Below are 14213 nucleotides of genomic sequence, written 5' to 3'. Positions count from 1 at the left end.
CCCTTGTTGTAAAGTATCATTATATGAGCATGTATTCATATAATAGTAGCTTGTCATATTTACGTCAAGAGCCTTGAAGAGGGAATTGTCCTGATTTTACACCATGATCCAGAAGGAAAAAAACGATACGGAAAAATGATTATCTGCCCAAAGGAACCAGATATTGAAAGGCATTGATAATTCTTATTGGTAAATAAATTTAGACGGCTGGTAAAATGCTCATGGACATTTACATGAAATTCCTCTAGACTCACACATACTTTACATTATCCCAAGAATGTCGTTGCCATCAGCTATCACAATTTCTTTCCTTGATAGGGTGCGGTTGCGTTGTGGGAATCGAGGAGACAAAGGACGATGCAAAAGGCGACGAACAAGCAAGAGGCCAGTTCGTATGAACAAGTAAGGCTCAATCAAGAAAATCAGGTACAGCGAACAATATATATCAGTCTGCTCTGTGTGTTGGTAGGAATCATCGCAGGCTTGGGGGCAGTCGGGTTTCGTTATCTCATTGATTTTTTTTATAATCTGTTTTTCCAGGGAACCCTTTCTTTCCAGGGAAAAATGGCAAGTTCGACTATTTCACGTTGGGGAAACCTCGTTTTTCTGGTTCCCGCCGTCGGAATTGCCCTTGCAAATTTCATTACGGAAAAATGGGCACCTGAGGCAAAAGGGCACGGAGTTCCTGAAGTCATGGCAGCCGTTACGGAGAACAAAGGACGTATCCGGCCGATTGTGGCACTTGTGAAAGTCTTTGCTTCCGCGCTTACCATCGGTTCCGGTGGATCTGTCGGGCGAGAAGGTCCCATTGTCCAGATCGGATCTGGTTTTGGGTCTACCCTTGGGCAAATGCTCAAGCTTTCCTCAAGGGAAACCATTATTCTTGTAGGTGCTGGCGCCGCAGGAGGTATCAGTGCCACTTTCAATGCGCCTATCGGAGGTGTCATGTTTGCCTTGGAACTTATTCTGCCTGAATATAGCATCATGACGATCATGCCCTTGGTAATATCTTCGGTTGTGGCTACCTCCCTTTCCTCCATTTTCCTTGGTACCAGTCCTGCTTTCATCATTCCCCAATATGCGATGGTCTCGGCTTATGAACTTGTTTTCCATGTAATTCTTGGACTTCTTGCCGGATTGCTTTCCGTGGTGTTCATCAAGTCCGTATATGGAATGGAGGATTTTATTGAGAAAATAAAAATACCTTCCTGGGCCAAGGCAGTGAGCGGAGGTCTCTTGATCGGGCTGATAGGCTTGATTTCCCTCAAATTTTTTGGAGCATATTATATCTATGGTGTAGGGTATGAATTCATGGATTTGGTGTTATCCAACAAGGGATTTTCCTTGATTATGTTGCTAGTCCTTATCGTGTTGAAGATACTGGCGAATACCTTGACTTTGGGATCCGGAGGATCAGGGGGTATCTTTGCGCCTTCCCTATTTCTGGGAGCTGCCCTTGGAGGGGCTGTGGGGGTTGTTGTAAATGCAATATTTCCAGGAGGGACAGGTCCTGTGGCAGCTTATGCCTTGGTAGGCATGGGTGCAATGGTTTCGGGTGTTACAGGAGGAGTCCTTACCTCGATAATCATGCTTTTTGAAATGACCAGGAACTATGAGATCATGATGCCCTTGATGCTTGGGGCCGTTATTTCACACTTGGTGGCAAAACTTCTCTATCCTGATACCATCTATACACGAAAGCTGACAAGAAGAGGCATCCCAATTCAGTTGGATAAGAGAATTTCTTCGTTCAAGGGGATCTCTATCGGGGAAATAATGAAGACCGAGATAGTGTCTTGCAATCCGGAAGACTCGGTCGCAAAGGTCCTGAAAATCATGCACGAACACCAATTGGGATTGCTCCCTGTCATAGAATCTGATGGAAGGGTCCTTGGTACGGTTAGTTACAAGGAGCTGTATAAATCAAAACCTGAGGATTCTGCAAGAATCGGCCATCTTGTCTATGAACACTCAATTACGATTCCCCAGGATTCAAACCTCTATGATGCCCTTCAAGTAATGCAAAAAGGCAAGATTGATGTCCTGGTGGTACAGGATGGAACAAAGAACCTCGGGGTCGTGACCATCAAGCGAATTATGTATAGTTTCCTTGCAAAACAACGCCATTTCTAGAAAAAAGCAAAGGCCTCTGATTCAATAATTACCAATTCACCTTGCCTACAGGGAAAACAAATCCCTCGTAGGCAAAGGATGGTATGTGTCTGGAGGTCTCAGTGGTTTTTTTATTTGGGGAATCCAAGAAAACTCCAATGCTATTTCAACTGGGAATCCAAGGTCAGTATACTGTCCCGTACCAATTGTATAAAACGTTGCCTGTCGATGTCTGTCAATACTTTGACATTCAGGGGAGCCTGGGCGAAGCTCCGTTTATCAGCAACGGTCATCCCCCTGGTCAATTCCCCTTTTGTCTCGATATGCACAGAATAGAAGGTACCTTCGAACAATGTTGGATCGATAAGGTAAGCCGTTGCGCAAGGATCGTGAAGGGAAGAGCCTTCGAAGCCATGTTCCTTTGCATACTTTGCATAGAAATCCAGTAAACTTGCCGTAAACCTTGAGGCAATGCCCTTGGTATGCAGGTCTTCCCAATCGGAAGGGTAGATATTTGCCTTTTCCGTTACATCAAGCCCGCTCATTATGATGGGTATTCCACTTGAATAGACAATTTCGGCTGCCTCGGGATCGACGTAGATATTGAACTCTGCAGTTGCTGTCTTATTCCCTTTGTTGATCCCCCCTCCCATCAAGGATATTTCCTCGATATTCCCCTTTATCTCTGGATGGGCAAGTAGTAGTTTTGCAATATTTGTCAGTGGCCCCAAAGCGACGATAGTCACTTTTTCCCTTGCCTCCATTATGGTTGAATAGAGAAATTCAATAGAGTCCATATCCAAGGGAAGTCTAGTCGGAAAAGGAAGGTCGGGGCCATCCATGCCTGAGATTCCATGAGCTTCCGCTCCGGTTTCCAATTCTCGAGTCAGTGGTTTTAGGCTTCCTCGTACTACAGGAGCCGCACATCTGGTCAATTCTGAAATCTTGAGCATATTGGTTGTAACCTTGTCGCTTGTCTGGTTACCCGCTACGGTAACGAATCCCAGAATATTGAATTGTTCTTGATGTGCAAGCAAGAGCATGATGGCTATTGCATCGTCATGTCCTGGATCTGTATCTACTATGATGTTTCTTTTGCTCATGTTATTTCTTTTTCCTTCTGTCCTTGATCGAATAGATTATCAATCCAAGGATGGTCCCGATATAGGGTAGGGTACCGACAAGTTCCGCCGGGAGATTGATGGTTTGCAAGGTATTTGCCAAAGCTTCCGTAAGTCCGAAAAGCAGAGATGAGAGAACAGTTCCGAGCACTTGTCCTCCTCCCATTGCCTCTGCAGCCAAAGCAATCCAGCCTCTTCCTGCGGACATGTCCCTGGAAAACCAGGATACATAGCCCATAGAAAGGAAGGCTCCGCCAAGAGAGGCAAAAACACCGCTTAGCAACAACGCTTTCATTTGCACTTTTTTGACATTGATTCCTACTGATTCCGCTGCCAGGGGATTTTCCCCTACTGCACGAATCCAAGTTCCCAGTTTTGTATGTTTCATTGCATACCAAACCCAGAAAACTGAAAGGATGCATACATACGTAAGCAAGTTATGTCCCGAGAGGATATCACCCAAGACCGGGATCTTCTGTATCAGGGGCAGTGTTATATCAGGTAGTGTCTTGCTTGCCAATGAAGCCGAGGTTCCTTTGTCCCCCGTAAAGGCATAGAGAACGAAGATTGTTCCTCCCGAAGCGAAGAGATTCAAGGCGATGCCCCCCAGGATGATATCTGTTTTCATATAAAGGGTGAACCAGCCAAGAATGAGGACAAAGGCAAGTCCCGATAATAGGGCTACCAATAATCCAATGGTTGCACTATTTGAATAGGCACTTCCCAGGACCCCTCCCAGGGCAGCGGTCAGCATAATTCCTTCCAATCCTATATTTACGATGCCGCCTTTGTCAGAGACCAGGGCCCCCAAGGCAGCGAAGACAAGCGGTGTGCTCATTCGGATAACGGAAAATACGAAATCCGTAGAGAATAATAAATTGAAAAGCATATATTACACCCCTGCCTTTTTCATGAGTTGTTTTTGTTCCAGGTGGTAGAGGAATTTGTCTGCCGAAATCAAAAGGATCATGACAGCCTGAACGATATATACCATCTCTGCCGTTACGTCACTTTGTCGTGCCATAATATCGGCACCAGTACGAATGTAGGCAATGAACAGTGCAGAGAAAATAACCGGGATAGGTTTGTTTTTTGCCAGCATCGCGACCATGGCACCATCAAAGCCCAGTCCTGGCAAGGTTGCCCACCTGAAACGGGAATACATTCCCAGAACTTCAACACTGCCTCCGATGCCCGAGATTGCACCTCCGATGATATGTACGAGTATGATGACTGCCGGAGCTGAATAGCCTGCCAAGGAAAGGTAGGACTTGTTCATTCCGAACATTCGTATGAGATATCCCCATTTATGATGCTTGAAAAAAAGATAGAGCGCCAACGAGATGGCCAGGGCGAGGATGAGGCCCGTATGAATCCTTGTATGGGGAACGATGGTCGCAAGCCTGGCAGCTTGGGGAAACTTGACTGACGCAACATCCGTGAGATTCTTGTCTCGTATGGTATTGTTCATGATATAGGAGCCGACACCAATGAGGATACTGTTGAGCATCAAGGATGATACAAGCTCGTTGGCTCCCAACTTGGCTTTGAGTATGCCAGGGATAAAGGAAATTGCCATACCGACAAGCATTCCCACGATTATGCAGAGGAGAGGTAGTAATATAGGTGAAGTTATGGGAGCCTTGATTGCGACAATGGCTGACATAAGACCGCTGAAATAGAAGATTCCCTCTGCCCCTAGGTTGAACTGATTCGCCCTGAAGAGAATGGCGGTTCCCAAACCAGAAAATATCAAGGGAATGGTAAGTTCAAGCACGTTGCCGAGATATCGGGTATTTGTCAAAGGGCCGAAGAGGAAATAGTTCATTGCCGTGATTGGAGTATCACTTACAAAGAGGATGAGGATGAAGGCCAATAATAATCCAAGCAGTATGGCAATGGTCGGTCTTATTGTATTGAATAGTTTATTCGGCATCTCTTTTCCCCATGTGTTTGATTCCCAGCATATATAGCCCCAATTCCTTTTCATCCAGGTTTTTTAAATCCTTGAACCATGCGGTTATCTTGCCATCAAAGATGACGATGAGACTGCTGCATACACTGAAAAGCTCTCCAAGGTCCGCGGATATGAGCAAGATGCCCTTTCCCTCTTGGCTGAGACTGAAGATTTTCTCGTGAATCATTTTGGCTGCACCGATATCAACCCCCCTGGTAGGTTGGTTGGCAATAAGCAACTTGGGATCATTGGAGCATTCCCGGGCGACAACAACCTTTTGAATGTTTCCACCGGAAAGCGAGACGATTTTTTCATCCTTGGTAGAGCATTTGACCGTATACTCCTTTATCAGCCGGTTTGTAAGGGAATGCAACTTCTTGAGGTTCATGAATCCCAAACGGCTGACGTAGGATCTTGACTCCAAACGGTTGGTAACCAGATTTTCCTCGACAGTGGCACTTTTTACGCAACCATCTTTCATTCTGTCCTCAGGTATAAAGGAAAGTCCCTCGTTTCTCAGTATATGGATTCCCTTGCCCTTTGTGGATTTTCCGTTGAAGTGAATGAATCCTGAGTCAGGGCCTTTACGTCCCGTGAGTATTTCTACAAGTTCTTCCTGCCCGTTTCCCTCAACACCGGCAACACCAAGAATCTCGCCCTCCCTGATGTTGAAATTTATTGAATCCAGGATCAGGCGGGTGCTCCCTGTGGCTTTGAGTGTAACATCGTTGACTTCAAGAACAGTATTTCCGCTGATGTTTCTTGAAGGGTGTTGTGTCATGTTGACAAATAATTTGCCGATCATCAAGGTCGAGATTTCCTGTTCGGTAAGCTCTTCGGTTTTTCTGGATGCAATAAGTTCGCCCTTCCGTATGATAGTGATGCGATCGCTTATTGCCTTAACTTCCTTCAGTTTATGGGATATGAATATAATGGTATGGCCCTTGGCCTTGAAATCCAGCAATTCCTTGAAAAGTTCATCAGTTTCCTGAGGTGTAAGGACAGCTGTAGGCTCATCGAGAATCAGTATTTTTGCTCCACGGTACAAGGCTTTCAAAATTTCCAGTTTTTGCATCATCGCAACGGAAATCTCTGACACTTTTGCAGAAGGTTCCACTTTTAAATTGTATTGTCTGGAAATCTTGTTTGTCTCTTCGATGGCTTTTGCCGCATCGATTTTTGTCTTGTTCGTAGGTTCCATTCCAAGAACCAGGTTTTGGGCTACAGTAAAAGAGGGAACCAACATAAAATGTTGATGAACCATCCCGATTCCGAGGGAAATTGCTTCTTGGGGCGAATTGATTTTCCGTAGATTTCCCTTATAATAAATTTCTCCGCTGGATGGTTGCTCTATACCAAACAATATTCGCATCAAAGTTGTCTTTCCTGCTCCATTTTCTCCGCAAATAGCATGAATTTCTCCAGGATACAGGGAAAAAGAGATGTTGTTATTTGCTACGACGCCAGGATAGACTTTTGTGATATTTTTCAACTGAAGTATTGGTTCCATAGTATTCCTGTTAACATATAATCATCAGGGAGCAAAAAGCTCCCTGATAGAGTTTTGACTTATTTTGCTATTTTAGTGAGACGGATTCTCTCATGGCATTCACTTCTTCACTGGTCATCCCGAATGCGCTCGGGATTTCGATCTCTCCATTCATGCATTGTTGCTCAATGACGGCAATTTTATTCTTGATGGAGTCGGTCAGTATTGATTCATAGAAGGAATTCTTTGCAAGACCAACTGCACCTTCCTTCAATCCCTGGACATTATAGGTTCCGTAGGGCAATGTTCCCTTCAATTCCATGCCAATTGCATTGGCAAGGGCTAAGTCAATTCTCTTTACCGTAGAAGTAACGATATGCGCAGCCTTTTCTGGATCGGTATCTGCAAAGAGCATTGCCTGGTCACTGTCAACTCCGATGGCATACTCGTTTTTCAATTTAGCAGCATCCATCAGGCCTAGCCCTGTGCCTCCAGCTACGTTGTAAATAATGTCAGCCCCTGCATTGTATTGGATGATGGAGAGTTCCTTGCCCTTGGCAGGATCACCAAAATCCCCCGCATACGAAACCAAAACCTTTATTGCTGGATTGATGTCAGTTGCCCCTTTTATATATCCCACGAGAAAATCATTGATTCCCGGAATATCCAAGCCACCAAGGAAACCGATGGTTTCGTCACTGTTGGCAAGGGGAAGGTCTGAGGTGGTCACTAGAGCCGCGGTTACCCCAGCCAGGTATCCAATGTCATTGGTTGCATAGAACATGGAATATACATTTTTAGGGGTATCGGTGAGTGCCGCATCGAAATTGATGAACTTTTTGTCCGGATATTGTTCGGCCAGTTCATTCATGGTTTCTGTCATGGAGTTGCCGGATATGATGATATCCCAATTACCGTCGATTGCATCAAGCATTGCAGGTTCCCATTTTGTCGAATCGGTACCAGCCTCGATTACCTTCACTGTTGCCCCATATTGCTGCTTGATGAGCTCCATGCCTGCGTTTGCGGAATCAAAGAAAGATTTATCTCCCAAATTTCCGGGAATGAGAAGGATAACCTTGAGTGAATCATCAGTAACGGATACTTTCTCGGAGTTACCATTGGCCCATATTGGGGACGTCAATATACCGAGCAACATAACTAGTACAACAATGCGGTTTTTCATTTCATATCTCCTTGATAAGACTAACGATACAGTATCGTATTTTATATTGTCAATGAAAAGTTTTACTAGAATATAAAAAATTTAACTAAAATATTTAAGTTGTGTTTTTGTAAATTGTATGATTATAATAAAAATATGACAAATTCAACAATCAAAGAAATAGCTCAGGCAGCCAAGGTTTCCATTGCTACCGTGTCCTTGGCCCTGAACAATAAAAAGGGTGTCAGTGTGGCAAAAGCTGCCGAGATTAAGCAACTGGCATATGAAATGGGCTATTTCAAGGCGAATAGAAATAGTTATGTCGACAAGACGATCTTGTTTGTACAAATAGTGAAAGATCATCAGATCATGGATCAGAACTATAGAATTTTCATTGCGGATTACATGGAGGGGTTATCCTCGATTGCTTCATATTATTATTTGAGAATTGAATCAAAGATCTATACGAAGAATACAATGGAAGAAATACTGGAAGATCTCGACTCTCTGGATGTCTTTGGCATCGTGTTTCTTGGTGCCGGTCTGTATCCTGAAGATATTACGATATTGAATCGCTGTTGCATTCCTTCTGTATTCATCGATGTCCATTATGCAGGCATACATGCTGATTTCATTGATATGGATAATGCCGATTGTGTATATCAAATAGTCTCCTATCTTGAATCAAAGAATTATCAGCGAGTAGGATTTGTCCAGGCACTTGAGAGAACCCCAAATTTTCATTATCGGGAAAATGCTTTTTTCGAAGCCTTGAAAGAGTCTTCCCTTGAATGTCCTCCTTCCTGCCGATATGCAATAGCACCGGATTCCACGGGAGTGAAGCAATTCATTGAACAATATTCGAAGAGTCAAGAAAAACCACAGGCAATCTTCTGCACAAATGACATGATTGCCTATCAGTGCATCCAGGCTTGCTATGATATGGGAATTGTTATGCCGTCTTCCCTGGGAATTGTTGGATTTGATGATTTGCCTACAAGCAGTATCCTGCAACCCGAGTTGACAACCATCAATATATCCAAGAAGGAAATTGTACGGATTGCCTTGAGGAAGCTATTGGATAAAACAGACCCGACCAATCAGGGCATTACTTCCACGATTCTAATCGACGGTTCTCTTGTTGTGCGTAGAAGTTGTTGATACGCTATCATATTTTCGCTCCGGGGAATGTTGCCTGCAGAAGGTTTTGCTTGACAACTTAGGATGAGAATGAAAGAATGAGCTATCCTAAATGTGTACGTTAACGCAAAAGATAAGGAGTTGCTTGCCATGCTGGAAGCCTTGAAGAAAAAAGTACTTGAAGCAAATCTCGAACTTCCGAAATATAACCTTGTAACTTTTACGTGGGGAAATGTTTCCGGTATCGATCGTGATGCAAATCTCATGGTGATCAAACCCTCTGGTGTATCATATGATGAGATGCAGGCCGAGGATATGGTCGTGGTCGATCTGCATTCGGGAAAAGTAGTGGAGGGGAAGTTGAATCCTTCTTCCGATACACCCACCCATCTCGCCTTATACAGAAAGTTTCCGACGTTGGGTGGAATAGTCCATACGCACAGCCGTTGGGCTACCATCTTTGCCCAGGCGGGTAGACCTATTCCTGCATTGGGAACAACTCATGGGGATTATTTCTATGGGGAAATCCCCTGTACAAGAAAAATGACCAAAGAAGAGATTGCCGGGGAATATGAGTTGGAAACGGGAAATGTCATTATTGAAACCTTTGAATACTTGGATGCAAAAGAAATCCCGGCAGTATTGGTCCACAGCCATGGTCCCTTTTGCTGGGGGAAAGATCCCTTGCAAGCAGTACATCACGCAGTTGTGCTTGAAGAAATTGCCATGATGGCCTGGCATGACTTGGTTCTTACCAGGGGGACGCTCCTTCCCATGCAACAAGAGCTTCTGGACAAGCATTACCTTCGAAAACATGGCTCTGATGCTTATTATGGGCAAGGTGGTGTCGATGCCTTGTAATGGTTCGGGTCTTATCTGAATTTTTTCCTGAAAAAAGTAAAAAAATCTCTCCGGCAACAAAACATCTGGAGAGACTTTTTTTTACAAAAAATAGCGGAAAAAGAACCGATAAGTATCAATGCATAAGCCGTTTTACAAGCGATAGCTTTCCTTTGTAGGGGGCATACCGTATCTTTATATCCAGCCAGGTTCGTTTGTTGAGAATACTCTTGGTATGGCTGAAGGTCGTGAAACTCTCCTTGGCATGGTAGCTTCCCATGCCACTGCCTCCCACTCCCCCGAAAGCCATTGAGGGATTGGCAAGATGGGCAACTGTATCATTGATGCATCCGCCTCCATAAATAAGGTTGCTGACTACCCATTTTTGTCGTTTCTTGTCATTGCTGAATAAATACAGGGCAAGAGGGTGTTCCCTGTCCCTGATGTAGTCGGTTGCCTGTTCAAAGGAATCGAAACCGATTATGGGAAGTATCGGGCCAAAGATTTCATCGGTCATCAAAGGCGAATCCATATCCGGGTTCGTAAGGATGGTCGGGGCGATTTTCAACGACTCAGGATCAATTTGTCCGCCATAGGCCAAGGTTCCGCATGACAACAGGGAAATGAGCCTGGTGAAATGTTTTTGGTTGATGATTTTGGGAAAATCCTTATTGTACAAAGGTTCCGTACCAAACATTTCTTGGATGGCTTTCTTTAATTCATCTACAAAAACGGGAAGTATCTCCCGTTTTACCAAGACATAATCAGGAGCAACGCAAGTTTGTCCTGAATTCAAGCATTTTCCCCAAGCTATACGTCTTGCAGCTAACTTGATATTGGCAGTCTCGTCCACTATTGCAGGACTTTTACCCCCTAATTCCAGACTTATCGGGGTAAGATAGTTGGAAGCTGCTTGCATCACTATTTTTCCAACGGTAGTTCCACCTGTGAAGAAGATATGATCGAAGTGATGTTTCAACAGTTCAGTATTGATGGCACTTCCTCCCTGGAAGGTGGCAATATAGTTGGAAGGAAAACATTGTGATAAAACTTTTTCTATTGCGCGAGAGGTATTCTCGCTGTATCGGGAAGGTTTTACGATTGCACAATTTCCTGCCGCCATTGCAGCTACCAAGGGAGCAAGGGTCAATTGCAACGGGTAGTTCCAAGGGCTCATGATCAGTACCACTCCGAGCGGTTGGGCAAGGGTGAAGGAACGGGAAGGGAAGTTGAGCAAGGAGGTCGGTACCCTATGGGGGCGGCACCAGGAATCCAGATGTTTCAAAAGATGTTTGATCTCTCCATACACGACACCCAATTCCGTAGCAAAACCCTCAAATTCTGTTTTGCCCAGATCGAGTGTCAGGGCATTGAGAAGCAATTCTTCGTTTTTTTCCAAGGCCTGCCTAAGTGCAAGCAATTGTTTTTTTCTCCAACCGACGTCATGCGTGATGCCTGATTGAAAAAAAGCACGTTGTTCACTAAGGCAAAGTTCGATTTCATTCATTATTTTTCCCCCAAGGATACCTGAAATTATTGCATTCTCTGAGCAGGTTTGTCAAAAGAAACTAAAATGAGGCAATAATTCCTTTGTTGAGCCGTTTCAGCAACTCTGTGGCAAGTCGTATGGAACTGTCTACGTCCTTGAGGCTGCTGATACACCAATGGGTATGTGCATACCGAACAGGGATTCCAATGACGATGGTGGGAATGCTTTTATGGGCAATATGAATCTGGGATCCATTGGTGGCACCACCACTTCTTACCGCTTCCTGTACAGGAATATTGCATTCCTTGGCAAGGTCAAGGGCAAATCGTTGGAATCGGGGGTTGGTTATCATCTTTGAATCAAAATGCCGGAGCATCGGTCCCTTTTTCAAGACAGTTTGTGCTTGATAGGCAGGTACAAAGGTATCATCCGCCGGACAGCCTTCAAAACAGATTGCCAGATCGGCATTGATCGTCTCGGAAGTAACAATTGCTCCTCTGCAGCCAACTTCTTCCTGGCTTGCAAAACCAGCTATGACATCGACATCAAGAAGTTCGTTTTTCAAGGCCTCGAAGGTTTCGATGATGGAGACACAACCAAGACGACAGTCAAAGGCTTTTCCGAAGAGCAATTCGCTTTTTTCATCGAATCGACAAGTTGCTTCTGGGACAATGGGGGCTGCTATGCCAATTTTGAAATCATTGATGACTTCTGCGGCACTTGAAGCCCCGATATCAATGATCATTGAACTGACGTCGGGAACTGCATTTTTCTCAGTGGCGGTCATGTAGTGAGGGGGTTTGCTACCCACCAGACCTGGGATGTAGATTCCGTCATTGTTACGGATGCGTACCATATGGGCTGGGATATTGCTATTGACCCATCCACCGATGGTGATGAATTCAAGCATGCCGTCTTCCCTGATGCACTTTACCATGAACCCGACTTCATCGGTGTGTGCATCAAGTTGAATGATTGGTCGGTTTTGATGATTGAGCTTACGTGCAAGATAGAGATTTCTCATCGAATCTTCTGTAAACGATCCCAAACCTGCAGCTTCCTTGCGTATGACCGAAACTACTTCATCCTCAAAGCCTGAGACTCCATTGGCATCACAAATTGCCTGTATCCTGGAAATTCTATTCATATCATGCTCCTTCTCGACCATCTATTATTCACACTACGCAGTTTTTATACAATCACTTGATTTTGGGAAGAAAGCTTAGATGGGCTTCAGAATAGAGCATTCACGCCAATAAACACGCTGAAAATTCTAGGCCTAAGGAAGCCCTGTGTCGATTACCGGAGTTTCTGATAGTTTGTAAGTTTTATTTAATTGTATAGGAGCTGCAATCCAAAAGCTTGTGGGTGTGGGTACAAGACAAAAGGATTGCAGCCCGGAAGAAGGGTAAATCACGAGGATGGCCAATAGCTTTTGGGAGATATGACGCTATCAGAAAACCATCCTGTATTTTATTTGTATAATGCAAATTACCAGAAGTCAAGATACTGATATGGAAAAAGGGCTACAAACAAAAAGAGGTTGCCATTTTTGTATGACAACCTCTCAATATATACATCTCCTAGGGGAATTGAACCCCTGTTGACGGGATGAAAACCCGTTGTCCTAACCACTAGACGAAGGAGACATAAACGCTTGCTAGAACCTAACAGGCGCTATGAGCCGCACAGGATTCGGACCTGTGACCCACGCCTTAAAAGGGCGTTGCTCTACCAACTGAGCTAGCGGCCCGTGCAACGTAATGGACTATAGCAGGAAGGAATAAAGACTGTCAACTAGTTGCGGTAAAAAAATTGGCGCTTCAAAGAGGCTGCCAATATGGTTTGGCACTTCCATATGCTTTATATAAAAGAGCCTCTCGCATATCTTGTTGTGCTACAAAGTCTTTGCCCTTGAAATTAGCAATGAGAAAAGCTGTCCTGCAAACAGAAAGTGCCGAACGGAGGCTGATATCTTTTCTCGGATTGCATCGATTGAAGAGAGGCAGTAATCTACGGTAGTCTTCTTCTTGTCTGTCCAGGCACAAAAGCCGTACTTCTTGTATTTTTTCTGTCAGGTTTGCTTTGGTAGGGATAAGATTGCTTACCAAAAGATTTTCATTTTTTACCGGTACCAATAAATCAAAACGGTCGAGAAGGGGAGAGCCCACCTTTCTCCAATAGGCAGAAATTTGCATTTCGCTACAAGTGCAAATACCTTCAGGTACTCCAAGATTTCCACAGGGACATGCATTCATGGCTGCTGCAACAAAGAAATTGCAGGGGAAGCCTTTGCATTTCTTTTGGTCCAGCAAGGATTGAATAGTCCTGAGCGTATTAGGTTTGAAACCAGGAATTTCATCTATAACCAATATACCGTTATGGGCCTGACAGATTTGAGGAGGTTTTCCTCCTACCAGGTCCTTTTCCTTCATCTCCGATCTGAGTTCGAATTGTGGAATTTGTTGCGCCTTGCAACCTGGAATCTGCATGGTTTCCATCCTCTCTTTGCGCGACAGAGGGGGCAGAAGCAAGTGGAGGCGTTGGAGCATCATGGTTTTTCCTGCTCCTGGTGGTCCAAAAAGCAAGATATTGAGTCGCCCTGCAGCGGCCAAGGCTAATGCGCTCCGCACGTTTTGTAACCCGATTACTCCGAAAAAAGGATCAGTTAAAAAAGATGCCAGTGGCTTTTCAAGAATTGGTTTAGGTCTTAGTCCTTGGTTCAAGATGGCAAATTTACTGGCTAGGGAAAAAGCTGCTTCCAGGGTATTGGCATATTCTATCTTGGGAGAGGAAGCCTCTTGTTCAGTTTCAATGCAGAAAGGAGTGATCAATAAGTGACAATCAGCTTCCCTGGCTACCTTGGAACTATCCAAAGGACCCTGTCTTGTGGATAGAGT

Annotated in this window: 11 protein-coding genes and 2 tRNA genes; 3 read left to right on the top strand and 10 right to left on the bottom strand. The window is 44.4% G+C overall.

Annotation, left to right across the window (positions count from 1 at the left end):
* The first annotated feature begins 357 nt into the window (after positions 1–357).
* A complete protein-coding gene (locus ACHZBG_RS15465; RefSeq protein WP_320130364.1) occupies positions 358–2133 on the top strand; it encodes a chloride channel protein in 1776 nt (591 codons plus the stop codon).
* A gap of 140 nt (positions 2134–2273) precedes the next feature.
* Here ACHZBG_RS15465 and ACHZBG_RS15460 read toward each other — a convergent pair whose 3' ends face one another.
* The 5 genes from ACHZBG_RS15460 to ACHZBG_RS15440 form a co-directional block, all read right to left on the bottom strand.
* Positions 2274–3215: a nucleoside hydrolase gene (locus ACHZBG_RS15460; RefSeq protein WP_320130363.1), complete on the bottom strand. Its 942-nt coding sequence runs from the start codon at positions 3213–3215 to the stop codon at positions 2274–2276.
* 1 nt (position 3216) lies between these two features.
* Positions 3217–4122 (bottom strand): ABC transporter permease, encoded by a 906-nt coding sequence (locus tag ACHZBG_RS15455; RefSeq protein WP_320130362.1) that lies wholly within the window; start codon positions 4120–4122, stop codon positions 3217–3219.
* Between the two features lie 3 nt (positions 4123–4125).
* Entirely contained in the window at positions 4126–5169 is a 1044-nt protein-coding gene (locus tag ACHZBG_RS15450) for an ABC transporter permease (RefSeq protein WP_320130361.1), read from the bottom strand.
* Positions 5159–6700 carry an ABC transporter ATP-binding protein gene (locus ACHZBG_RS15445; protein WP_320130360.1) on the bottom strand — a complete coding sequence of 514 codons (1542 nt, stop codon included), beginning with the start codon at positions 6698–6700 and terminating at the stop codon, positions 5159–5161. Before ACHZBG_RS15445 ends, ACHZBG_RS15450 begins: the two co-directional genes overlap by 11 nt.
* A 67-nt stretch (positions 6701–6767) precedes the next feature.
* Positions 6768–7865 carry a BMP family ABC transporter substrate-binding protein gene (locus ACHZBG_RS15440; RefSeq protein WP_320130359.1) on the bottom strand — a complete coding sequence of 366 codons (1098 nt, stop codon included), beginning with the start codon at positions 7863–7865 and terminating at the stop codon, positions 6768–6770.
* 135 nt (positions 7866–8000) lie between these two features.
* On the opposite strand from ACHZBG_RS15440, the gene ACHZBG_RS15435 reads away from it, so the two are divergent.
* Entirely contained in the window at positions 8001–9005 is a 1005-nt protein-coding gene (locus ACHZBG_RS15435) for a LacI family DNA-binding transcriptional regulator (RefSeq protein ID WP_320130358.1), read from the top strand.
* Between the two features lie 129 nt (positions 9006–9134).
* Positions 9135–9845 (top strand): L-ribulose-5-phosphate 4-epimerase, encoded by a 711-nt coding sequence (gene araD, locus ACHZBG_RS15430; RefSeq protein WP_320130515.1) that lies wholly within the window; start codon positions 9135–9137, stop codon positions 9843–9845.
* A gap of 115 nt (positions 9846–9960) precedes the next feature.
* On the opposite strand, the gene ACHZBG_RS15425 is transcribed toward araD, so the two are convergent.
* From ACHZBG_RS15425 to ACHZBG_RS15405, 5 genes are all read right to left on the bottom strand, one after another.
* Positions 9961–11331, bottom strand: a complete 1371-nt coding sequence (locus ACHZBG_RS15425; RefSeq protein WP_320130357.1) for an aldehyde dehydrogenase — start codon at positions 11329–11331, stop codon at positions 9961–9963.
* 61 nt (positions 11332–11392) lie between these two features.
* Complete coding sequence (locus tag ACHZBG_RS15420) at positions 11393–12460, bottom strand: M42 family peptidase (RefSeq protein ID WP_320130356.1); 1068 nt, start codon at positions 12458–12460, stop codon at positions 11393–11395.
* Between the two features lie 430 nt (positions 12461–12890).
* Positions 12891–12962: transfer RNA gene (locus ACHZBG_RS15415), tRNA-Glu, on the bottom strand.
* A 31-nt stretch (positions 12963–12993) separates the two neighbouring features.
* Positions 12994–13066, bottom strand: a tRNA-Lys gene (locus ACHZBG_RS15410).
* 70 nt (positions 13067–13136) lie between these two features.
* Positions 13137–14213 (bottom strand): ATP-binding protein (locus ACHZBG_RS15405; protein ID WP_320130355.1); only part of this gene is annotated, 1077 nt, incomplete at its 5' end.

This window comes from uncultured Sphaerochaeta sp. (assembly GCF_963676625.2).
Classification (GTDB): domain Bacteria; phylum Spirochaetota; class Spirochaetia; order Sphaerochaetales; family Sphaerochaetaceae; genus Sphaerochaeta.
Note: the sequence above shows the minus strand (reverse complement) of the source record. Positions and strands in the feature narration are given on the sequence as shown.

What these genes read in the sequence shown, in the direction of transcription:
- ACHZBG_RS15465 (WP_320130364.1), top strand. Translation starts at nt 358, where the DNA reads ATGCAAAAGGCGACGAACAAGCAAGAGGCCAGTTCGTATGAACAAGTA.
- ACHZBG_RS15460 (WP_320130363.1), bottom strand. Translation starts at nt 3,215, where the DNA reads ATGAGCAAAAGAAACATCATAGTAGATACAGATCCAGGACATGACGAT.
- ACHZBG_RS15455 (WP_320130362.1), bottom strand. Translation starts at nt 4,122, where the DNA reads ATGCTTTTCAATTTATTATTCTCTACGGATTTCGTATTTTCCGTTATC.
- ACHZBG_RS15450 (WP_320130361.1), bottom strand. Translation starts at nt 5,169, where the DNA reads ATGCCGAATAAACTATTCAATACAATAAGACCGACCATTGCCATACTG.
- ACHZBG_RS15445 (WP_320130360.1), bottom strand. Translation starts at nt 6,700, where the DNA reads ATGGAACCAATACTTCAGTTGAAAAATATCACAAAAGTCTATCCTGGC.
- ACHZBG_RS15440 (WP_320130359.1), bottom strand. Translation starts at nt 7,865, where the DNA reads ATGAAAAACCGCATTGTTGTACTAGTTATGTTGCTCGGTATATTGACG.
- ACHZBG_RS15435 (WP_320130358.1), top strand. Translation starts at nt 8,001, where the DNA reads ATGACAAATTCAACAATCAAAGAAATAGCTCAGGCAGCCAAGGTTTCC.
- araD (WP_320130515.1), top strand. Translation starts at nt 9,135, where the DNA reads ATGCTGGAAGCCTTGAAGAAAAAAGTACTTGAAGCAAATCTCGAACTT.
- ACHZBG_RS15425 (WP_320130357.1), bottom strand. Translation starts at nt 11,331, where the DNA reads ATGAATGAAATCGAACTTTGCCTTAGTGAACAACGTGCTTTTTTTCAA.
- ACHZBG_RS15420 (WP_320130356.1), bottom strand. Translation starts at nt 12,460, where the DNA reads ATGAATAGAATTTCCAGGATACAGGCAATTTGTGATGCCAATGGAGTC.